Source organism: Psychrobacter sp. 219-2-C (assembly GCF_049560815.1).
GTDB classification, from domain to species: domain Bacteria; phylum Pseudomonadota; class Gammaproteobacteria; order Pseudomonadales; family Moraxellaceae; genus Psychrobacter; species Psychrobacter faecalis.
The window spans coordinates 2,547,415-2,567,457 of sequence record NZ_CP186933.1 but is presented as its reverse complement, the minus strand read 5'-3'; the positions used below and the strand labels follow the sequence as shown (position 1 = coordinate 2,567,457).

The 20,043-nt window shown below is 44.5% G+C and carries 22 protein-coding genes; 13 read left to right on the top strand and 9 right to left on the bottom strand.

Annotated elements, in window-relative coordinates:
- The first annotated feature begins 18 nt into the window (after positions 1-18).
- The 3 genes from ribA (at position 19) to ACPEGP_RS10590 (ending at position 2,690) form a co-directional block, all read left to right on the top strand.
- Positions 19-702 (top strand): GTP cyclohydrolase II, encoded by a 684-nt coding sequence (gene ribA / locus ACPEGP_RS10600; RefSeq protein ID WP_068406328.1) that lies wholly within the window; start codon positions 19-21, stop codon positions 700-702.
- Between the two features lie 18 nt (positions 703-720).
- Entirely contained in the window at positions 721-1,728 is a 1,008-nt protein-coding gene (hemF, locus tag ACPEGP_RS10595) for an oxygen-dependent coproporphyrinogen oxidase (protein ID WP_423813384.1), read from the top strand.
- A 491-nt stretch (positions 1,729-2,219) separates the two neighbouring features.
- The gene (locus ACPEGP_RS10590) at positions 2,220-2,690 is read left to right on the top strand and encodes a c-type cytochrome (protein WP_193030056.1); all 471 of its coding nucleotides are present in this window, start codon (positions 2,220-2,222) and stop codon (positions 2,688-2,690) included.
- A gap of 77 nt (positions 2,691-2,767) precedes the next feature.
- Here the strand turns inward: ACPEGP_RS10590 and gloA are convergent, their stop codons facing one another.
- Positions 2,768-3,334 carry a lactoylglutathione lyase gene (gene gloA / locus ACPEGP_RS10585; protein ID WP_423814277.1) on the bottom strand — a complete coding sequence of 189 codons (567 nt, stop codon included), beginning with the start codon at positions 3,332-3,334 and terminating at the stop codon, positions 2,768-2,770.
- Positions 3,335-3,450: 116 nt separating this feature from the next.
- Positions 3,451-4,089: a carbonic anhydrase gene (locus ACPEGP_RS10580; protein WP_068406318.1), complete on the bottom strand. Its 639-nt coding sequence runs from the start codon at positions 4,087-4,089 to the stop codon at positions 3,451-3,453.
- Between the two features lie 450 nt (positions 4,090-4,539).
- Here ACPEGP_RS10580 and potA point away from each other — a divergent pair, with 450 nt between their 5' ends.
- The 4 genes from potA to ACPEGP_RS10560 all read left to right on the top strand — a co-directional run bounded on the left by potA (position 4,540) and on the right by ACPEGP_RS10560 (position 8,563).
- Positions 4,540-5,814 (top strand): spermidine/putrescine ABC transporter ATP-binding protein PotA, encoded by a 1,275-nt coding sequence (potA, locus tag ACPEGP_RS10575; protein WP_423813383.1) that lies wholly within the window; start codon positions 4,540-4,542, stop codon positions 5,812-5,814.
- Entirely contained in the window at positions 5,814-6,722 is a 909-nt protein-coding gene (gene potB, locus ACPEGP_RS10570) for a spermidine/putrescine ABC transporter permease PotB (RefSeq protein ID WP_423813382.1), read from the top strand. Before potA ends, potB begins: the two co-directional genes overlap by 1 nt.
- Positions 6,722-7,540 carry a spermidine/putrescine ABC transporter permease PotC gene (gene potC, locus ACPEGP_RS10565; protein ID WP_423813381.1) on the top strand — a complete coding sequence of 273 codons (819 nt, stop codon included), beginning with the start codon at positions 6,722-6,724 and terminating at the stop codon, positions 7,538-7,540. Before potB ends, potC begins: the two co-directional genes overlap by 1 nt.
- Positions 7,541-7,672: 132 nt before the next feature.
- Positions 7,673-8,563, top strand: coding sequence for a LysR family transcriptional regulator (locus ACPEGP_RS10560; RefSeq protein ID WP_423813380.1), 891 nt, complete (start codon positions 7,673-7,675; stop codon positions 8,561-8,563).
- Positions 8,564-8,646: 83 nt separating this feature from the next.
- Here the strand turns inward: ACPEGP_RS10560 and crcB are convergent, their stop codons facing one another.
- The 4 genes from crcB to ACPEGP_RS10540 all read right to left on the bottom strand — a co-directional run bounded on the left by crcB (position 8,647) and on the right by ACPEGP_RS10540 (position 11,316).
- Positions 8,647-9,018 carry a fluoride efflux transporter CrcB gene (gene crcB, locus ACPEGP_RS10555; RefSeq protein ID WP_198328835.1) on the bottom strand — a complete coding sequence of 124 codons (372 nt, stop codon included), beginning with the start codon at positions 9,016-9,018 and terminating at the stop codon, positions 8,647-8,649.
- A gap of 65 nt (positions 9,019-9,083) precedes the next feature.
- On the bottom strand, positions 9,084-10,121 hold the full coding sequence (gene tsaD, locus ACPEGP_RS10550) for a tRNA (adenosine(37)-N6)-threonylcarbamoyltransferase complex transferase subunit TsaD (RefSeq protein ID WP_423813379.1): 1,038 nt from the start codon (positions 10,119-10,121) through the stop codon (positions 9,084-9,086).
- Positions 10,122-10,215: 94 nt separating this feature from the next.
- Positions 10,216-10,743: a c-type cytochrome gene (locus ACPEGP_RS10545; protein ID WP_423813378.1), complete on the bottom strand. Its 528-nt coding sequence runs from the start codon at positions 10,741-10,743 to the stop codon at positions 10,216-10,218.
- A 144-nt stretch (positions 10,744-10,887) separates the two neighbouring features.
- On the bottom strand, positions 10,888-11,316 hold the full coding sequence (locus tag ACPEGP_RS10540; RefSeq protein WP_423813377.1) for a hypothetical protein: 429 nt from the start codon (positions 11,314-11,316) through the stop codon (positions 10,888-10,890).
- 510 nt (positions 11,317-11,826) lie between these two features.
- On the opposite strand from ACPEGP_RS10540, the gene rpsU reads away from it, so the two are divergent.
- Both rpsU and ACPEGP_RS10530 read left to right on the top strand, forming a co-directional pair.
- Positions 11,827-12,042: a 30S ribosomal protein S21 gene (gene rpsU / locus ACPEGP_RS10535; protein WP_010195908.1), complete on the top strand. Its 216-nt coding sequence runs from the start codon at positions 11,827-11,829 to the stop codon at positions 12,040-12,042.
- Between the two features lie 174 nt (positions 12,043-12,216).
- Entirely contained in the window at positions 12,217-12,666 is a 450-nt protein-coding gene (locus ACPEGP_RS10530; protein WP_423813376.1) for a GatB/YqeY domain-containing protein, read from the top strand.
- 195 nt (positions 12,667-12,861) lie between these two features.
- On the opposite strand, the gene ACPEGP_RS10525 is transcribed toward ACPEGP_RS10530, so the two are convergent.
- On the bottom strand, positions 12,862-14,403 hold the full coding sequence (locus ACPEGP_RS10525) for a M48 family metalloprotease (RefSeq protein ID WP_423813375.1): 1,542 nt from the start codon (positions 14,401-14,403) through the stop codon (positions 12,862-12,864).
- Positions 14,404-14,835: 432 nt separating this feature from the next.
- Between ACPEGP_RS10525 and ACPEGP_RS10520 the strand changes: the two genes are divergently transcribed.
- From ACPEGP_RS10520 to thiS, 4 genes are all read left to right on the top strand, one after another.
- Entirely contained in the window at positions 14,836-15,318 is a 483-nt protein-coding gene (locus tag ACPEGP_RS10520) for a sulfurtransferase TusA family protein (protein ID WP_423813374.1), read from the top strand.
- 240 nt (positions 15,319-15,558) lie between these two features.
- On the top strand, positions 15,559-16,422 hold the full coding sequence (rpoH, locus tag ACPEGP_RS10515; protein ID WP_197488882.1) for an RNA polymerase sigma factor RpoH: 864 nt from the start codon (positions 15,559-15,561) through the stop codon (positions 16,420-16,422).
- Positions 16,423-16,485: 63 nt separating this feature from the next.
- Entirely contained in the window at positions 16,486-16,857 is a 372-nt protein-coding gene (locus tag ACPEGP_RS10510) for a DUF423 domain-containing protein (protein WP_068406292.1), read from the top strand.
- Positions 16,858-16,923: 66 nt separating this feature from the next.
- Positions 16,924-17,124, top strand: coding sequence for a sulfur carrier protein ThiS (gene thiS / locus ACPEGP_RS10505; RefSeq protein WP_102077024.1), 201 nt, complete (start codon positions 16,924-16,926; stop codon positions 17,122-17,124).
- A gap of 271 nt (positions 17,125-17,395) precedes the next feature.
- On the opposite strand, the gene hpf is transcribed toward thiS, so the two are convergent.
- Both hpf and ACPEGP_RS10495 read right to left on the bottom strand, forming a co-directional pair.
- Positions 17,396-17,776, bottom strand: coding sequence for a ribosome hibernation-promoting factor, HPF/YfiA family (gene hpf, locus ACPEGP_RS10500; RefSeq protein WP_068406286.1), 381 nt, complete (start codon positions 17,774-17,776; stop codon positions 17,396-17,398).
- Between the two features lie 423 nt (positions 17,777-18,199).
- Positions 18,200-19,918 (bottom strand): RNA polymerase factor sigma-54, encoded by a 1,719-nt coding sequence (locus ACPEGP_RS10495; RefSeq protein ID WP_423813372.1) that lies wholly within the window; start codon positions 19,916-19,918, stop codon positions 18,200-18,202.
- Positions 19,919-20,043: the final 125 nt, after the last annotated feature.

The following is a 20,043-nucleotide window of genomic DNA, read 5'->3' as shown; positions in this document are numbered from 1 at the left end:
GGCTTATGCAGGACATTAATGTCATATCAATTTATCACCAATGCCAAACTACCGACTCGTCACGGCGAGTTTGATATTCATATCTTTGAAAATGCAGACGGTCAAGAGCATGTGATGCTTACTGTCGGTTTACCTGTGGCCAATCAAACTGAGGTTTTAAATCAGCAGGACACGGCATCAATCGAAGACAGTCAGACGTCAAAAGAAGCGCTCATTCCGCTCATTCGCATTCATTCGGAATGCTTGACGGGTGATGCCTTTAGCTCATTAAAATGTGACTGCGGTCCCCAGCTTAATACCGCGATGCAGGCGATACAAGAAACCGGCTGCGGGGCAATATTATACTTACGTCAAGAAGGACGCGGCATTGGCTTGACCAATAAAATCCGTGCTTATGCCTTGCAAGATCAAGGGCATGATACGTTAGATGCCAATCTTATGTTGGGTTTACCGGCTGATGCGCGCGTTTATGATATGTGCGGGCCGATGCTTGCTCATGTCGGCGTCGATAGCGTGCGCCTGATTACCAATAATCCCGATAAAGTGGCTTACTTAACCGAGCATGGTATTAATGTCGTCGAGCGCGTGCCGTTATTGGTTGGGGTGAACGATATGAATGCTGAGTATCTCGCGACCAAACGCGACCGCATGGGCCATCTGCTCGATAAAGATTTTAATACCGCCTTACACCTTAATAAATAGTAAATAATTAGATATTTTATGACCATACCAAATATAGATAATCATGACAATTTGCCAGAGACGAATTCTGCCGTGACGCCAACCCACAATGACATCACGCGCGTGCGTGAGTTTTTGGTGGATTTGCAAGCGCGTATCTGCCAAGCGTTAGAGTCGCAAGAACGTGACGGCAGCAGCAATGATCAGCCGGCAACCTTTGTACCTGACGATTGGGAACGTCCTGAGGGCGGCGGCGGCCGTTCTTGCGTGCTCGCAGGTGGCGAAGTCATCGAAAAAGCGGGCGTGATGTTTAGCCATATTCATGTGCATAACCTACCCGCTTCTGCAACTGCGCGCCATCCTGATATCGCTGGCCGTAAAGCGCAGGCGATGGGCGTTTCATTGGTCGTGCATCCTAAAAACCCCAATGTGCCAACCAGCCATGCCAACGTGCGTTTATTCGTTGCTGAAGCCGAGCGCGAAGAGCCGATTTGGTGGTTTGGTGGCGGTTTTGATTTAACGCCGTTTTATCCGGTGCTTGCTGACTGCGTACATTGGCATCAGGTTTGTCACGACCTGTGCGCGCCGTTTGGCGACAGCGTCTATCCTGACTTTAAACAATGGTGTGACGAATACTTCCATCTGCGCCATCGTAATGAGCAGCGCGGTATCGGCGGCCTATTTTATGACGACGTCAATACCGAGAGCCGTGGTTGGGATTTTGATACCTGCTTTAAATTTATGCAAGCGGTCGGTAATGGTTATCTTGAAGGTATATTGCCAATTTTTGAGCAGCGTAAAAACACCCCTTATACCGAAGCACAACGTGAATTCCAGCTCTATCGCCGCGGACGCTACGTCGAATACAACCTTGTTTATGACCGTGGCACCCTATTTGGACTACAAAGTAATGGACGCATTGAGTCAATCTTAGTCAGTATGCCGCCGCTTGCCAGCTGGCATTATCGCTTTGAACCTGCCCCCGGGACGCCCGAGTTTGAATTGACCGATTTTTATCTAAAACCGCGTGATTGGTTAACTTTATAGTCTTCATTGGCATAATAAGCCGCAGACAGCGTTTTGGTTCTTGGATAAACAGCCCTATTTGCTCTCTTTAAAATTTCAGAAAAACACTATCAAGGTCAGCGTTACTGCTGACCTTTGTTATTTACCATTTTTATTTGAGAGTAGCTAAACTGTTAAATAGGGCATTTTTACTTTTAGCTTATAAAACGCGCTTTGGCGCAAATTCATAGCTGATTAAAATACCATTACAAAATGACATTACAAAAAGGTACTTTATTATCCTACTTTATTTTAGCCTGTTGAGGTTTAATTAACAGCAGTATGGGTTTAAAGCGTTATAGATTTACAGCTTTTTAGGTTGAAAAGGCTATATGGTAAAAGACCAGAACTTAGCTGTCTTTAACATTTAGAACAACCACATAATATTCAATTCATAGTAGCAATATAACAGGTGGCGAGCATGCAAGTGCTTCGGCACCTTTTTATTAGCCACGTATAAAGGAGCAATACAGATGGCACAGGTTTCCAATAATAAATCATTCAAGTCTATCGTCGGCGTAACGTTGATGGCAGCCGCCTTAGGTCTAACGGCTTGTAGTACGCCAGTTGACCCTGACGTCAAAGCGCGTCAAGACACCATGAAAAGCTGGGGCGATGCGATGGGTATCATGGGTGATATGGCTGAAGCGCCAGATACGTTTGATGCCGAAGTCTTTAAAGAACAAGCGGCATTTTTAGCAAAAGACTCTGCCAATCCTTGGAGCCACTTTGAAAACCAAGAAGCCGCAGGTAATGCTACTGAAGCGGTTTGGAGCAATGTTGACGATTTTCGCGCTGAAGCTGATGACTTCCAAAAAGCCACTGCTAACTTAAATGCAGCGGCACAAAATGCAACCAGTGTCGATCAAGTTTTGCCTGCGCTTGGGCAAGTCGGTGACAGCTGCAAATCATGCCATACCGATTTTAAAGTGAAAAAAGACTAACGAGTATTCGCTTTCAAATATAAGAAAGCCGCTATTTTTAATATAGCGGCTTTTTTATTGGTTAAAGAGTAACTTATTTAACCCATTAAGTCGGCTTGGACGATTTCAATCCAGTAACCGTCAACGTCTTTGATAAAGGCGATATTTTTCATACTGCCGTCTTCTGGACGTTTTTTAAACTCGACGTTGTTTTGATCAAACCAAGCAACCGCTTCGTCAAGACTTGGCACACTAAAGCAGATATGACCAAAGCCTTGTGGTTCACCATTACCATCATGATAACTAAAGTCCGCTTGGGTTTCGGTACCGTAGTTATGAGTCAGCTCTAAAATACCGCGCTGACGGAAGGCGAAAATTTCTAAATCGTCACCCGCTGGCAGATTTTCCCGCTCGCTGTCAGTCAACTTGGCTAAAAAATATAAATCAAAACCCATCGCAGGGAATTTTTTTACCGCCAGTAACGTCATGCCCAAAATACCCGTATAAAAGGCCAATGATTTAGCTGGGTCTTTGACGCGTAGCATGGTGTGGTTAAAAGTATAACCTGCTGTCTGTGCTGAAATCGGCTGCACACCTTCTGCTTTTACGCTGCTCTCAGGCTGAGCAATACTGTCTTTATTAGCCTCTAAATCTGTTGAATCCATCATAATTTTTCCCATATATAAGTGTTTTTAATCTTCAGCTAGCAATCGCGTTAATAGTGGGTACCTTCACAATTCACTTGTAGTCACTATTCCGAGCGTTTAATGATAAATAGCTATTAAGTATCTAAAAAGCGTACTTTTCCAGTCTCTAAATTATACTCAGCGCCAACGACGAGTAGCTGGCCGCTACTGGTTAAGTCTTCTAGGGCGCGCGAACCATGCTTTAATTGGCTGACCGACATGCGTACATTGGCACGAATAGAGCGATCAACCAATTCATCCGCATCGACATCTTGTCCGTTGGCCGTTGCCAGCTCATGTAAGTTATAGACACTTGGGCGAATACGATCGACGATTGATTGTAAATTTGGCGAATAGTTTTGCTCAGGATTGATCAGCGCATCGACGCAAGCGGTCACCGCTCCGCAATGCGAATGCCCAAGCACTACCACCAGTTTGGTGCCAAATTTTTCTGCCGCAAATTCAATCGAACCGATTTGAGATGGCGCAACCACATTACCCGCCACGCGTATGACAAACAAATCGCCCAAACCTTGGTCAAACACAATCTCAACCGGGACGCGGGCGTCCGAGCAACCCAAAATAATCGCTAATGGGTCTTGGTCACTGATCAGCTCAGGACGTTTTTGCATGCAAGGGTCAGTGCTGGTCAGACTTTCTACGTAGCGTACATTACCTTCTTTGAGTAGTGCCAGTGCTTCTTGTCCGGTTTTTGGGCGGTTACTGTTAGGCATAAGGGGTCCTTGTTTATCAAAATGGTTTAAATTATAAATTGCGCTAGCATTCTATTTTTTACTTTAAATATAGCTTTCAGCTATGCTTATTTTTTAAGCTTAGCCGTTTGCTATTGCAAATATCCTTGTATGTGGCATACATAAAATTATTGTAGCGCAAGCAAGGCAAAAAAATGGTAAAAATTCTTTATTGTAAGATGGCAGCATTGCAAGCCAAAGCATTTCAAGACAAGAAATTTGCAGCCAAGCATTTAGCTCATTATTTTTTTAACAACCTAAACCAACCAATAACGAACTTGCACTGACTTATAACAAGGGTTTGTTATAATACTCAGCAACCAGATTGTATATATAGCCAACGCTTATCGCCAGACTTAACAACATGCAAATTGCTGCCAGTATCTACTATTTTAGTGCTGCTGCGCATTTGGTGTTTTAGGAATCAACCTTATGACCGAAACGAATGTAAACCTGCAAACCGCGCCTTTGTCGCCTAATAGTGACAAGGCGCTGCTGCAACTGACTGGTCTCCAAAAAATTTATGATCAAACCGAAGTGTTAAAGGATATTAACCTTGATATTGAACATGGCGAATTTATCACCTTGCTTGGGCCATCAGGCTGCGGTAAGACGACTTTGCTGCGCTTAATTGCGGGTTTTGAGCAGCCAAATGCAGGGGCGATTTATCTTGATGGCATACAAATGGCAGGCTTGCCAGCGGATAAGCGTCCGGTCAATACTGTGTTTCAGCAATATGCGTTATTTCCACATATGACGGTGGCGCAAAACGTCGCTTATGGGCTTAAACTCAAAAAAGTGCCAAAAGATGAGATACAAACGCGGGTACGTGAGATGCTGGCGATGGTACAACTTGAACACCTTGCCAATCGCCGACCGCAAGATTTATCTGGTGGTCAGCAGCAACGCGTGGCGATTGCGCGCGCGGTGATCAATCGTCCTAAGCTATTATTGCTCGACGAGCCCTTATCGGCGCTCGACCATAAATTGCGTTTGCAAATGCAATCTGAGCTTAAACGTCTACAACGTGAGCTTGGCATTACCTTTGTCTTTGTCACCCACGATCAAGAAGAAGCGCTGTCGATGTCGGATCGCATTGCGGTAATGAAAGACGGCAGATTTCAGCAAATTGGTACGCCCATCGAGATTTATGAAACCCCTGCCAATCTCTTTACCGCCAAATTTATCGGTGAAACCAACTTGTTTAAAGCGGAAGTTAAAGGCGTTTATCCTGAACAAGCCGATCGTGATGGGCGCGTGACCAATGGCCGTATTGAGGTCGAGGTCTGCGAAGCGCAAGCGCAGGAAGGCCCGATTACTTTACGTAATTTGCGCCGCCCCAACTTTGCCAATGACGTGCAAGTTGGAGATATCGTTAACTTACTATTGCGCCCTGAAGATTTACGCATCTATGACCCCAATGATAAAGAACATGGCGGCTTACTGGGGCGGGTGATTGAAAGTAATTATAAAGGCAGTACCTTAGACTCGATTATTGAGCTAACCAACGGCCATATTATTAAAGCCTCGGAATTCTTTGATGAAGATGACCCAAGTTTTGATTATAAGCTTAACGAAGGCGTTAAAGTATCGTGGGTCGATGGCTGGGAATGGGTGTTGCCAGAAGAAGATACGCTTGCTAGCGGCATTGATAACGGGATAAACAATAGCCCTAGTAAATTAGCTGCCCAAAAGGATATCAGCTAATGGCGCGTCCTAACGTAGGTAATAAAAAATCAAGTCATAAAAACTTGAGCAATAAAAGCCCTTTTCGTACCGCAACGCTATGGTTAATTTGGGGTTGGCTACTCATTTTTGCGCTATTGCCAAATATATTGGTGATTGCCGTCAGCTTTTTGACCCGTGATAGCACCGCTTTTATTAGTTTACCAGTCACTCTCGACAGCTACGTGCGCATGATTGACCCGCTTTATTTTGACGTCTTTGTGCATTCATTATGGATGGCGGGTATCACCACAGTCATTTGCTTATTACTTGGCTATCCCTTTGCTTGGTTTGTTTCTCGAGTGGATAAACGCTGGCAGCCACTATTGATGCTTATGCTGATATTGCCATTTTGGACCAACTCTTTAGTGCGCACCTATGCGCTAAAACTATTATTTGCCAGCAATGGTTTGATTAATAAATCCTTATTAACACTTGGTATTATCAATGCGCCCATTGATATTCTATATACCCAAGGCGCGGTTATTGCCGGTTTAACCTATTTGTTATTTCCCTTTATGGTGCTGCCACTGTATGCAGTATTCAGTGATTTGCGCGATGATATGCTGCTCGCCTCGCAAGATTTGGGTGCTTCAAAGCGCCAAACCTTTTGGCACGTGGTATTACCCTTAACCACACCGGGGATTATCTCCGGGGTGCTGTTGGTACTACTACCAGCGATGGGGATGTTTTATGTCGCCGATATCTTGGGCGGCTCACGTAACTTACTCGTTGGTAATATTATCAAAAACCAGTTTTTGGATGCGCGTGATTGGCCATTTGGTGCCGCCGCCAGTGTGCTATTAACGCTGGCGATGGCGGTATTATTACTCGCTTATCGTGCCAGTAGCCGCCGTATTGGCAAGACTGATTTTAACGAGGTGGCCTAATGTCTGATAGTTCACTGAATAGTACTCCAATTAAAAATAAACGCTCTATCAAATTAGGTCATATTGCCGCCAAAGGCTATCTCAGTCTGATTTATATTTTATTATACCTGCCCATCATTGTTTTGGTGGTGATGTCATTTAATAAATCGAAAATTGGTTATAACTGGGGCGGCTTTAGTTTAAAGTGGTACGAGTCGCTACTGAATAATCAGGCGATGCTTGATGCCTTTTGGCACTCTATTGTTTTAGGCTTGGTTGCGGCTACGGTTTCGACCGTTATCGGTACATTAACGGCGCTTGCGCTGCATCGCTATGACTTTCGCGGTAAAGGGCTACTCAATGGCCTATTATTTGTGCTGATGATGTCACCTGAAATTGTCCTAGCGATATCGCTATTGGCGCTGTTTTTATTAATCGGCCTGCAGCTCGGTTTTGTCTCGCTATTACTAGCGCATATTACGTTTTGCTTGCCGTTTGTCGTTATCACTGTCTTTGCGCGTTTAAGCAGTTTAGACGAGCGTTTGATGGAAGCGGCGCGAGATTTGGGTGCTAGCGAATCAATGATGGTGCGTACGGTCTTGATTCCAGTGATTTTCCCAGCGGTGATGGCAGGTTGGTTGCTTGCCTTTACCTTATCGCTTGATGATGTGGTGGTATCGACCTTTGTCACCGGCCCTAGCTATGAGATTTTGCCGCTACGTATTTATTCTATGGTACGCGTGGGACTTAAGCCTGAGGTCAATGCTATTGGGACCATTTTACTGGTTGCTTCGTTAATTTTGGTGGTTATCTCGCAATTACTCCTACGTCGGCGCTGATGTTAAATTTTACTTTCATAACAGCTTTAACATCATTAGATAAAAAGCTTTAACCGTTTTTTCAGCCTTTATTTTTAAGCCTTTATAAGTCGCAATTGCTTATTTCTTTAACGTCAGTGGTTAGGTCATTTTATGCTAGAGCTTCGTCATCTTAATACACTAACTGCGCTGCGAGCCCATGGCTCATTGGCCGCTGCTGCCGATGAGCTGCATGTCACCGCCTCTGCGGTCTCCCATCAGTTAAAAGAGCTAGAAAATTACTACGATATCAGTTTGGTCAACCGTCGCACGCGTCCGCTGACTTTTACGCCAGCGGGTAAAACGGTATTGGCACTGGCAGACAGTATCATGCCGCAGGTCACGCGCACCAAAGCAAACTTAAAACGCTTAGCCCATGGTCAAGCGGGCAGATTGCGCTTAGCGTCTGAATGTCATAGCTGCTTTGACTGGTTGATGCCGATACTTAATCATTATCGCCGCGAATGGTCGGATGTCGAATTGGATTTCGCCACCGGTTTTGAGCCTGAGCCGCATCATTTATTGATGGAAGGTGATATCGATTTATTGATTACCACCAGTAATTTACCAATAGAAGGTATCAGCTATCAGCCATTATTTGAGTATGAGAGCCGCTTAGTGCTGTCACCTACCCATGATTTGGCTGAGCAGACATTTATCCACGCCAAAGACTTGGTCGATGAAACTTTGATTGCCTATCCGGTGGAAGCTAAGCGCCTCGATATCATTGCTAATTTTATGACGCCAGCACAGGTCAGCTTTAAAAGCATGCGTACCACCGAGCTGACTGCGATGCTTATTCAGTTGGTTGCTAGTGAACGGGGGGTGGCGGCATTACCTGATTGGGTGGTCGCTGAATATGAGAAAAAAGGTTGGGTGGTTTCGCGGCCATTAGGCAGTGGCGTCTACTGTCAGCTCTATGCGGCAACGCGCACCTCGAGCCAAGAGATTGCCTATATGCAAGGGTTTGCGAGTTTATTAGAAGGGATTGTGAAACCGGTATAGCTAGTGCTTTTTTAAAAAGTCGTTTAAAAAAAGAGCCGTATTAAACATTAATACAGCTCTTTTTTATTGCTGAGTTTTTATTCTTACAAAACCAATTTAAACAAATAAAAGCCAATTGCCGTTGCTAATAACGTCAGCCCCACGTGTAACCCAATCAGTCCTAAACCCGCAAGCAGTTTGCCGTTATGGATAAAGGTAAATACTTCAGCACTAAAGGTACTAAAAGTCGTCAGTCCGCCCAAAAAACCAGTTATGACAAACAACCTGACATTAGGAGATAAGTCGCTACCCATACGCTCAAACCAAACTAATGCTAATCCTATTAAAAGTCCACCTAAGACATTGGCGCCAAGCGTACCGAGCGGTATCCAGCTATGCAGTGGATTAAAACGCGCTAACCAGCCGCGCAGGCAAGCACCAATGGCAGCACCTAGTCCAATTGCAAGCCACTGCATAAGCTATCCTTGAGTAAGATAAAGTTTAATAGGTTAAGTATAAGATAGTTCATAGCTTATAGCATTTATAGCGCAGGCAGCTCGGTCATCGGCCAACGCGGGACGCAGCTAACAGCCAAATCATCTGCCTGACCGGCTTGCAGGCGCTCGTAACCGGCATAAGCAATCATCGCCCCATTATCGGTACATAAGGCTGGCGGCGCATAATGAACGCTAGCATTGATTTTAGCAAGCTCGCGCTCTAATGTCTCACGCAAATGGCTATTGGCACTGACGCCGCCAGCTATCACCAAGCGGCTCATCTCGACTTGTTTCAGTGCCTTGACGCATTTTTTCACCAAGGTATCAACCACGGCATGTTGAAAGCTTGCCGCAATATCGGCGCGCACTTTTGGATCGCTGTCGGAGCCATCAGTGTCCTTGATAAGATTATGCACCGCCGTTTTCATACCGCTGAAGGAAAAATCTAAACCGCGATGTAGCATCGGGCGCGGTAAGTCATAGGCATTTTGTTTGCCATTTTCTGCCAATTTGGCAATATTTGGTCCACCAGGGTATGGCAGACCAAGCATTTTAGCCGCTTTATCAAAACATTCACCCGCCGCGTCATCGATAGACTCACCAAGGATTTCATATTGCCCGATACCATATGCGGCAATTAGCAAAGTATGACCACCAGAAACCAGTAAGGAGACAAATGGAAACGCTGGCGGATTCGCTCCCATCAAAGGCGCTAACAGGTGTCCTTCCATATGGTGAACGCCAATCGCTGGCACATCCAAGCCATAAGCCAAGCTACGTCCAAATAATGCGCCCGTCATCAGCGCCCCTATAAGTCCCGGCCCTTTGGTATAAGCAATCGCATCAATCTCATTTTTAGTGATATCGCACTGCTCTAGCAATTCGTTGAATAACGGTACCAGCTTACGAATATGGTCGCGGCTGGCAAGCTCAGGCACTACTCCGCCATAAAGTGCGTGCAGCTCTATCTGTGAATACAGCACTTGCCCAAGCAAGCCTTTATTATCGCTATCTATCTGCTCGCTATCAAAAATCGCCAGACCTGTTTCATCACAGGAGGTCTCTAAACCCAATACTTTCATCTATGTGCCTTTATATTTGCTTTGTAGCATTAATAAAAAACCGCCACTGTTAGCTTACAATGGCGGTCATTCTATCAAATTTCAATACGTAATATTAGCGAGCGGCAGCAACCATATAATCAACTGCGGCATGAACTTGTGCTTCAGTGACGTCTCCAACCGCTTGCGCAGGCATTTTATTAAAGCCTTTAGCAGAATGCATGTGTAACGTTTCTATGTCTTTGGCAAGGTGCGGTGCCCAAGCTTCTTTATCACCAAATTTCGGTGCGTCAAGCAAACCATTCTCATGGCAAACTTTACACTGCTTTTCGTACAGCTGAGCACCAGCATCGGCCGCCAACACTTCTGGTTCAGCAGCAGCTTCAGGTTCAGTCTCTACGACAGGTACTTCCGTAGGCTCTGTTTCAACCGCAGGCTCAGGGGTGACCACTTCGGTTTCTGTTACAGGCGCTTCAGGTTCTACAGCCACCGTTTCAGTTTCATTGGTAGTAGCTGGCTCTTCAGCTGCGGTATTGTCGCCGCCACTACAAGCGCTCAATGCCAAAAGTGCACTCAAGCTTAGGCTTGTGAGCGCCAATTTAGCAACGGATTTTTTCTTCATTGTATTTTGCTGCATAGTCATAGTTAATCCTTCATCTATAGTTTGTTAATATAAACTTAAATATCGTAGCTGGCATATTAATAGTCATTGCTGGCAATGATGAATCGCTATTATGAAATGAGCATGCGGCTTACTTACTTAATTACTCATAGCTACTAAATACTATTAGTTCGTTGCAGGCTCAGTCGTATCAGTAGTCGTAGCGGCCGCATCGGTATTTGTCGTCGTGGCACTATCAGTAGTAGCCGCTTCTGTATCAGTACTTGTAGTAGCCATATCTCCTGCCGCATCTGTCGCTGCGCCATCTTCTGCTACTGCAGTGTCAGTACCCGTAGCACCCTCTTCTGTCCCTTCTGCCGTGTCAGCAGCAGGCATCGGCGCTGTTTCTGGGAAGTCCATATCTTCTGCTTCAGGTGCGTTTGCACGTGCAAGTTCTGAAGCTTCATCGACTTTATCTTTTGCTAAGACTTCACCTGATTCAGTGCCCGCTTCTTCCTTATCACTGCTACAAGCACTTAGACTGACGCCTATCGTCAGAAACAATGTCGCCCACAATGCAGTACCAATCGTTGTTTTCTTCATGCCATTTTTCATTCAAAGATCCTCAAAATAATAGCTATAAAAGCCTTGTAACGTCTATCTCGGCATATTTTTAAGCGTCTAGTTTCAATAGCTAAATCTTGAAATTTAAAACAGCTTAAATATGAGCGACAGACTGAGTATAGGACAGGATAGGATAGGATACCATAGACTCCATATAAGCCGTTATTGCTAAACAGCTGTTTTGTCCACAATTTATTGATTATTTGTTAAAAGATTATTAAAAATATTAACACTCACGCCTTCGGTTAAATCTTATTATATTTGTACGGTGTAATTAAATTTTATTGTCTATTATTTGACCTCTATTTAAGCCCTTATCTTACATAAATACACTAAAGCCTTTGACTTTACTGCAGTTTTTGATTAAAATAAGCGCCCTTGTGCTAGTGCGCAAGACTATCCTAGTTTGAGCTGATGCCGATAATCTTGAGATATTACGGCTAAATACTAATACACAGCCAAACTAATGCCCTTATATCTCATCCTAATCAAGGAGATTTCATGCCTGCAGTTAAGGTTAAAGAAAACGAACCAGTTGACATCGCTATCCGTCGTTTCAAACGTGCTTGTGAAAAAGCCGGCGTTCTATCAGACGTACGTAAGCGTGAATTTTATGAAAAACCAACGCAAGTACGCAAGCGCAAAAAAGCCGCTGCTGTAAAGCGTTATAAGAAAAAATTACAACGCGAAACCATTCGTACCACTCGTATGTACTAATCACCAATACGATTAGCTACCTACCAGCGCTACACTAACGCCACTGTTATCGATGAATAACAGTGGCGTTTTTTATGCTACAATTTTTGTTATTGCTGCTGATAAATGCCCAGCAGATTTTTATTTAACACTTACCAAAAACTATTTTACCCATACTTATAAGGAATAATAACAATGAGCCAGCTTAAACAAACGTTATCAGATACCATCAAAACCTCGATGAAAGCGCGTGAGCTTGAGCGCGTCAAAGTACTGCGCAACGTCCAATCGGTGGTCAAGCAGATTGAGATTGATCGCCAAACCGAACTTGACGATTCGCAAGTATTAGAAGTGCTACAAAAGCAGCTCAAGCAGCGTCATGAGTCATTGTCTATCTTTACCGAAAACGGCCGCGATGATTTGGCCAGCAAAGAGCAGTTCGAGATTGATATCATCAATGAGTTTATGCCAAAACAAATGGATGATGCCGAGCTTGCCGCTTTGGTGAATGCTGAAATCAAAGAGCAAGGCGCCACCTCAATGCGCGATATGGGCAGCGTGATGGGCGTGTTAAAAAATAAAACCGCAGGCCGTGCTGATCCCGCATTAATCTCTAAATTGGTCAAAGACGCTTTGCAAGGTTAACCAAAGGTAAAAAGTTATCATTAGCTTAAAATGAAATCGATACGTGAGTAGCGACGTGCGACTGATATAAATTTTCCTTGCTTGCTGCTATCACAGAGGCTACAAAAAATTCATCTCAGTCGCACTGAGTCGGTTTTAAAGTCAGACTGCTATATATGCTTAATTCTTATAAAACCCAAGCTAGCAAACAACCGCCTAAGGCTTAAAGTCTTTGGCGGTTTTTACTGCCTTGATTTCGGCATTGATGTTGGCAAGTAACGGTCGGGCACTGCTCGCTTGCGCGGTTTTTTGCATTTGCTCGGTCAATTGCTTGGCTTGCGTTAAGGAAGTCAGCGCACGCTCATAGCGTCCACTCCACAGCTGGTCGTGACTGCGGTAACGTAGCGCATTGATGGTAGCGATTTTTGCCAGTTGCGGCGACTCGGTAGTTTTGGCGATTTTTTCATTGGCCAGTTGCAAGCTTTGCCACGCATAGCGGTCGCTTGGCTGCTGCTCGGTCAGGGGCTTAAGCAGTGCTTGCGCCTTGGCTGGCTGATTGCTATTGGTCAGCGCTTCCGCTAAATAAAGACGCAAGTCACGGCGTTCAGGATATAAGCGTTGCTGACTCTCAAGCAGTTCAGCCGCTTGTTGCCATTTGTTTTGTTCCGTGAGAATTTGACTTTGGGTAATGGACAATAACGGCTCGAGTATTTGCCGCTGCGTTGCAGGTAGCGCTGACAGCTCGGTATATATCTCATTGGCCTCGCCAAAACGCTGCTGCTCGCCATACCAATACATCAGCGCCAATTTTGCGCCAACGCTATTTTTAGCAGCGGTCGTCAACGCGGTTTCAGAGACATGCTCGCCGGTGCTTTGCGTGCGCCAATAGAGCAAATCAAACAACGCTTGATGGCGCTGCTGCTTGGATAAAGGCAGAGCATCATAACGCTGGGCGCGGCTTTGCGATTCGCTTAAACGCTCATTACTCAAAGGATGCGAGCGCACAAAACTGGGCAGGAATTGATTGGCGGTTTGGTTCAATTGGCTTTTTTGATTCATGGTTGCAAAAAAGCGCGGCATGGCGCGTGGATCGTAACCCGCTTGGTTCATGATTTGCATGCCCACACGGTCGGCATCACGCTCATTACTACGGCTAAAAGCCATGCTGCTATTCATGGTAGCGGTTTGGCTGCCCATCATGACTGCCGCCGCCGCATCGCCATCGACCGCTGAGGCTGCAATCGCTGCCAGCATGCCGCCTATTTGCATCAGCAAGGCTTTTTTGCGCTCATCCGCGCCGCTCTCATAATGGTGCTGGCTAATATGAGCCACCTCGTGAGCAACGACGCTGGCAAGCTCATCCATGCTGCTTGCCGCCAGTATCGTTCCAGTATTGAGCCCAATTACCCCGCCGGGCGCTGCAAAAGCATTGATACTAGGGTTATCAATGATAACCAAACCTAGCGGCGCTTGCTGGCGAGCTTGCGCATTAAGCCGCCACGTCATCTCTTTAATGGTTTCATAAATCCAAGGGTCATGCTCCATCTTAGCGCGGCCATTGATATTTCTTAATGACCATTCACCGAGCAGTTTATTTTGGTATTGCTCAGCAAAACTTAGCCCTGGCCCGCGCAAATTGGGTAAATCCAATTCGCCCGCGCCTGACGTCTGCCATGCGTCGTAAGCAAATGGCGCGGCTTGCGTGCCAGCACTATTGGCAGTAGTTGCCAGTGCCAGCAAGGTAGCCGATATACCCACCTTTAGTACAAAAACGCCTGTTAACGTTTTTAGCGTTCTTTTAAACAGCGATTTTTTAAGCAATGCTGGTCTATGAAAATAATACAAGTGCGTATCCTATCCGAGTAATCCTAACGTCTTTTTGACTATACGAGCTTGTTTAGTTAAGGTCAATTGCCGTCTGCATCTGGCTACCAATAACGCTGCCACGCGTCACGCTTGTGCAACATGCTTGTGTAAACTGAAGCGTTATAAAGCGAAGTATTAAATGTAAAGTTTATCCTATCGCCCGGTTGTTATTAGATATACTGATTGACCAATGATTATGATAACTATATTCAACTGCAATTGAGTAGTGGCAATTTGCTATAATAGTAGGTCGTGGTAAGCGCTTGTTATCCATGGACTACAAGTGATACTTTCTCAAACATTGATATTTTAAAGGTTTATTTTATGTCTACTGATAACCAATCTGTCATTGTACGAGACTCATATCCTATTTGTTTTGCCGAAACTGTGTCTGACGCGCAGCAACAATCGATAACGCATCTGCTCGATTTATTGCCAGCAGATACTCTTAACTTAGTAGAAAATTTTAACTCGACGGATAGCGCAGAGCAAAGACAGCCAATCATAATTAAAAATATGGTCGATGGCCGCGGTCTTGCCTGCCCTATGCCGCTATTAAAAACCAAAGTGGCGCTACGAGAAGTAGCGGTTGGTGAATCGCTATATGTCGTTGCCACGGACCCAAACTCACAAGCTGATATCAGAGCTTTTTGTCAGCAGAGCCAGCAAACAGGCACAGCAAATCCCTTATTATTGCTTATCAATCAAGCAACAGCGGCAAGTAGCGACAAAATGCTAGGAACAAAAACCAGTACTGCTGTTGATACAATATATCACTTCATCATTACCAAAACTGATAGCAACTAAGCGGCGCTATCCTTTACAATTATAACTATAAGATTTTTATCTGACTCATTGCTTATCTATTTAACCAAGGTCAAGAATATGGCTAATACTTCTAATAACGCTGCAAATACCCGTAAAAAAGACAGCGCAGCACCTGAAAAAAACGAAGCACGCGATGCGGCCTTGAAAGCCGCTGCGGCGCGTCCGCCTTACGATGCGAGCGCACTTGGCGACACCCGTACCCGTGACTTAGTGCCTGCTATGCCAACACATTTATCGGCGCCTGGCGTAAACTTGGGCGCTTATATTAATACCGTGCATCAAATTCCGATTTTGACACCGACTCAAGAGCAAGAACTTGCTCACCGCTATTATGATGAGGGCGATGTTGAAGCAGCGCGTCTGCTGGTTATGTCGCATTTACGCTTTGTGATTCATATTGCCCGTAGCTACTCAGGCTATGGTCTGCCGCAAGCCGATTTAATCCAAGAAGGCAACTTGGGCTTGATGAAAGCGGTTAAACGCTTTGATCCTAATAAAGGCGTGCGTTTGGTATCCTTTGCCGTGCATTGGATTAAGGCCGAGATTCATGAATTCGTCATTCGTAACTGGCGCATTGTTAAAGTTGCTACTACTAAAGCGCATCGTAAATTATTCTTTAACTTACGCAGCCTGAAAAAGACCAACAACCAGCTAACGCTCGAAGAAGCCGATGCCATTGCCAACGATTTAAATGTAACGCGCAAGCAAGTGCTTGAAATGGAGTCACGCTTGACCTCGTATGATGCGTCGTTTGAAGCGCAATCGAGCGATGATGACGATGGTCGCTACGCGCCGCAGCTGTTTTTAGAAGATGGTATCGACCCTGCAGAGATGGTTGAAGAGGATGACTGGGAAGAGAACAACTCATCGGCTCTACTAGCAGCGATGGATACGCTAGATGATCGTTCACGCGATATCGTTGAGCAGCGCTGGCTTTCTGAGCAAAAATCAACCTTACATGAACTAGCAGCGGTTTACTCTATCTCAGCAGAGCGCGTACGCCAAATCGAAAAAAACGCCATGGATAAAATCCGTGAAGCCATGACCATCGATAGCGTTATTTTGCCCGATGATATCCAATAAGCTTTAGTTTGTTAGTTAAAACTTACCTATGATAACAATCCTATTTATAACACGAGTTTTACCATGCTAAATTGGATAAGTATCGCCGCTATTAATATGGCTATCGCCGTCGCCTTGGGCGCGTTTGGCGCTCATGGGCTTAAAAATTCGGTCAGTATCCAGCAGCTTGAATGGTGGCAGACGGCAACTCTATATTGGTTTGTACACGGGCTTGGATTATTGCTCGTTGGTATTCTTATTCGCCTTAATTATACGACCCAAACCACAGCATGGCTGCTACAAATCGGCGCACTTATTTTTGCGGGCAGTTTATATGCCATGACGCTTGGGGCACCGCGCTGGCTTGGAGCGATTACCCCTATCGGCGGTATGCTGATGATTGCCGGTTGGCTATGGCTTGCTGTCTCGACATTTCGCTTAGGCCATACTGCTTAAGTTGAATAACAAAATGGGTCAATGGATGAGTAACAAAGGATTATTAGCTTTTAGGGAGCACATATTATGAGTAATATTAGTGTTAATGGTAAAAAATTGCAGACCACGCATCAAACCGTCCAAATGGTCGTCAATGAGCTTGGACTTAGTAAAGGCCGCTATGCGGTTGAAATCGATGGTGAACTTATTCCAAAAAGTGAGCTTGATAAAATGCGTATTGTTGAAGGTATGAATATAGAAGTGGTACAAGCAGTTGGTGGTGGTTAAGCGAATATTAGCCCGCTAATTTTTTCATGGATAAAAATTAAGCAATAAAAAAGACCTCTTACGTTGATACGTTGAGGTCTTTTTTATTTGTCGTGCTCTTAACAAATAAAGCAACTTTACGAGCTATCATTCCAATATGATTACTTAGTAAATACGCCAATTATAATAATTATCTTATAGGCTATATTTATCAAACAGTCATAATAATAAAGTCAGCTACTATGTAGATCGGTTGCTGTAGTGAATACTACTTAGAGCAGTGACGAACCCATTACATGACAGGTGCTGCATCATCAACTGTCAGCTCTTCGTAGCGTTCATCGCGCCCTGGACCTTGAGTTTTCTTACGATCCTGACGGGTTTTATATTTACGTACTTGTCTATCAAGCTTGTCTGCCATCTCATTAATGGCTTTATACATATCGTCTTCGCAGGCTTGGACGAACATTTCTTGACCTGCAACTCGCATAATCGCTTCGGCTTTATGGGTCTTTTTCCCACCTTCACTTGAGCCGCTATTATCTAGCGATAATTTTACCTGAATACTTTGAATCTGATCGAAATGACGTTCTACTTTTACAAGCTTTTCGCGAACGGCGTTGTCCATGGCTTCGGTAACACTGATATGGTGACCACTGATAGAAACATTCATATTATCGTCCTTTTATTATTGCTTATATTATTACGTACAATCAGCAGTGAGTTAGCTTTATAGCTTTTGTCATGCTGCCTTACCAATAATTCATCCAGTACCTTTCTTATCATAAAGTTTGGCTTGTCATTTTCTATTCGCTAACTGCTTTATTCTTCTACTCCTTTATTAAAATAAAAATACATTTTTATCATTTGTTAAATTAACTAAATCGGCCAAACCAATACTGGGTTTTCGTTGTTGGTATGACTCTAATTTGTCATGAAAACCAAAGAGTAGCAAGCCATCAAATTGTAAGTAAATGTAATAAAAAATGATGTTTCATAAATGTTTCTATATAATCAAAAAATTTTATTTTTTATTTACGTTTGAATTGGCTTAATTCTGGTGGTATGACATTTATAAGTCGTTGAATGACAACATTTAATATTTTCGTTTGCGCTGAGTGGATGATCCGATATTCATTGCTTCACGATATTTGGCTACCGTTCGTCTGGCGATATCGATGCCTTCTGCGAATAAAAAATCTTTTATACGGCTATCAGATAATGGCTTTTTCGGGTCTTCATCTGCGATAAGCTGTTTAATCATGGCGCTGATGGCGGTTGAGGAGATGTCTCCGTCACTACTGCTGACGTGAGATGAGAAAAAATGCTTAAGGGAAAACAACCCTTGGGGCGTCAAAATGGTTTTGCTCGTAGTGAGGCGCGAAACGGTGGATTCGTGCAAATCAACTTCTTCGGCAATGGCCTTTAAAATCAAAGGCTGCATGGCAGTTGCGCCATGTTGCAAAAACTCTTGCTGGTAGCGCACGATACTGGTTGCTACTTTCAAGAGGTTTTGATTGCGCTCTTCGATACTGCGAATAAATAAGCGCGCATCGGTGAGATTTTCGCGCAGATATTGATTGTCAGGGCTGTCATCGCCGCGTTTGACCAAATTGGCATATTCTTGATTGACCCGCAATTTAGGTAAAGTGTCAGGATTGAGGCGCACTTGCCAGCCATCTACTTGCGCAGTCGTGTCGTTTCCATTTTTGTTATCGGTGATGTTATTGCTATTGTGGCGGCGAATCGGCGTGACCAATACATCAGGAATATCGTAGCTTTCTGACGGCTGCATATAATCGGGCTGACTGCTTTGAAATAATAAACCGGGTGATGGGTTTAACGTACGTAACAGGTTAAGCGCGGGGGTAATCTGTTCAGGCGCGAGGCCGGTGAGTTCAGTCAAGGCTTTGATATTATTGCTGACCAAATGCTCACTGGCTGAGAGAAGCGCTTGGGCTTCTTTAAGATATTTTGTATTCGTATCAAGCTTGGACAATTGCAGCGCTAAGCACTCATTGAGGTTGCGTGCGCCAACGCCAAGCGGGTCGCACGATTGAATCATGCGCAGTACCGCCATGACCTCATCGTGCTCGACGCGCTCGTCCCATTGATAAAAGCTGGCGATGGTATCGAAACTTTGTAGCAACTCATCGATATCAAGGCGTATAAAACCCATCTCATCCATAGAATCCATGAGATATTCGGCGATAAGCGTATCTGTTTCGGAGAGATGTTTAAAATTTAGTTGCCAGCGCACATGATCTTGAATGGTGGCGCTGGTACTGCCCTGATAGCCATCAAAATCTTCATTGCTGCCATTAGCTAAATGAGTTGAAAGACTCCCTGAGCCTGTCGCAGCAGAGGCATAATTACCGCTGTCAAAACCGCTATAATCGTCGCCCTCTACGGTATAGTTGTCGATTGCTTCATCATCAAAACTGGCTTGCTGCAATTTATCTAAGCTATCGCCACTGTATTCATCACTTATATTGGCAGCACTGCTATTGTCTTCATAATCAAAACCATCATCTGAAGAATGGGTAGATTTAGCAAACGAATCAACGCTAGCATTTTGATTCCAACTATCTAATGTTAACGGCTCGCCATTATGACTGTCGTAACTATCACAATTAGCATAGTCATCTTCATCCTCTTCCACACGCTCTAGCAAAGGATTGCTATCAAGCTTCGCCTGTACCTCCTGCGCGAGCTCAAGACTAGAGAGCTGCAGCAATTTGATGGCTTGCTGCATTTGCGGGGTTAGCTTTTGCGAGGTATTTAGCGTGGTCGCCAATCCAAACGACATACTCATGGGTGACTTTTACCTTCCGATCGTGATGATGCTGACTAGGTTATGCTGGTTAAAGCCTGCGCTTATTAACGCTTATCATCATTAAAAAGCGCTTTGGCCTATCAGGTCATGACGATAGCATTTTT

Coding starts and splice junctions, on each gene's coding strand:
- ACPEGP_RS10545 (WP_423813378.1), bottom strand. CDS start 10,743: ATGACTATGCAGCAAAATACAATGAAGAAAAAATCCGTTGCTAAATTG.
- thiS (WP_102077024.1), top strand. CDS start 16,924: ATGAGTAATATTAGTGTTAATGGTAAAAAATTGCAGACCACGCATCAA.
- tsaD (WP_423813379.1), bottom strand. CDS start 10,121: ATGAAAGTATTGGGTTTAGAGACCTCCTGTGATGAAACAGGTCTGGCG.
- ACPEGP_RS10580 (WP_068406318.1), bottom strand. CDS start 4,089: ATGCCTAACAGTAACCGCCCAAAAACCGGACAAGAAGCACTGGCACTA.
- ribA (WP_068406328.1), top strand. CDS start 19: ATGTCATATCAATTTATCACCAATGCCAAACTACCGACTCGTCACGGC.
- ACPEGP_RS10560 (WP_423813380.1), top strand. CDS start 7,673: ATGCTAGAGCTTCGTCATCTTAATACACTAACTGCGCTGCGAGCCCAT.
- crcB (WP_198328835.1), bottom strand. CDS start 9,018: ATGCAGTGGCTTGCAATTGGACTAGGTGCTGCCATTGGTGCTTGCCTG.
- hpf (WP_068406286.1), bottom strand. CDS start 17,776: ATGAATGTTTCTATCAGTGGTCACCATATCAGTGTTACCGAAGCCATG.
- ACPEGP_RS10530 (WP_423813376.1), top strand. CDS start 12,217: ATGAGCCAGCTTAAACAAACGTTATCAGATACCATCAAAACCTCGATG.
- potA (WP_423813383.1), top strand. CDS start 4,540: ATGACCGAAACGAATGTAAACCTGCAAACCGCGCCTTTGTCGCCTAAT.
- potB (WP_423813382.1), top strand. CDS start 5,814: ATGGCGCGTCCTAACGTAGGTAATAAAAAATCAAGTCATAAAAACTTG.
- ACPEGP_RS10495 (WP_423813372.1), bottom strand. CDS start 19,918: ATGAGTATGTCGTTTGGATTGGCGACCACGCTAAATACCTCGCAAAAG.
- ACPEGP_RS10540 (WP_423813377.1), bottom strand. CDS start 11,316: ATGAAAAATGGCATGAAGAAAACAACGATTGGTACTGCATTGTGGGCG.
- ACPEGP_RS10510 (WP_068406292.1), top strand. CDS start 16,486: ATGCTAAATTGGATAAGTATCGCCGCTATTAATATGGCTATCGCCGTC.
- ACPEGP_RS10520 (WP_423813374.1), top strand. CDS start 14,836: ATGTCTACTGATAACCAATCTGTCATTGTACGAGACTCATATCCTATT.
- rpsU (WP_010195908.1), top strand. CDS start 11,827: ATGCCTGCAGTTAAGGTTAAAGAAAACGAACCAGTTGACATCGCTATC.
- potC (WP_423813381.1), top strand. CDS start 6,722: ATGTCTGATAGTTCACTGAATAGTACTCCAATTAAAAATAAACGCTCT.
- rpoH (WP_197488882.1), top strand. CDS start 15,559: ATGCCAACACATTTATCGGCGCCTGGCGTAAACTTGGGCGCTTATATT.
- ACPEGP_RS10590 (WP_193030056.1), top strand. CDS start 2,220: ATGGCACAGGTTTCCAATAATAAATCATTCAAGTCTATCGTCGGCGTA.
- gloA (WP_423814277.1), bottom strand. CDS start 3,334: ATGGATTCAACAGATTTAGAGGCTAATAAAGACAGTATTGCTCAGCCT.
- hemF (WP_423813384.1), top strand. CDS start 721: ATGACCATACCAAATATAGATAATCATGACAATTTGCCAGAGACGAAT.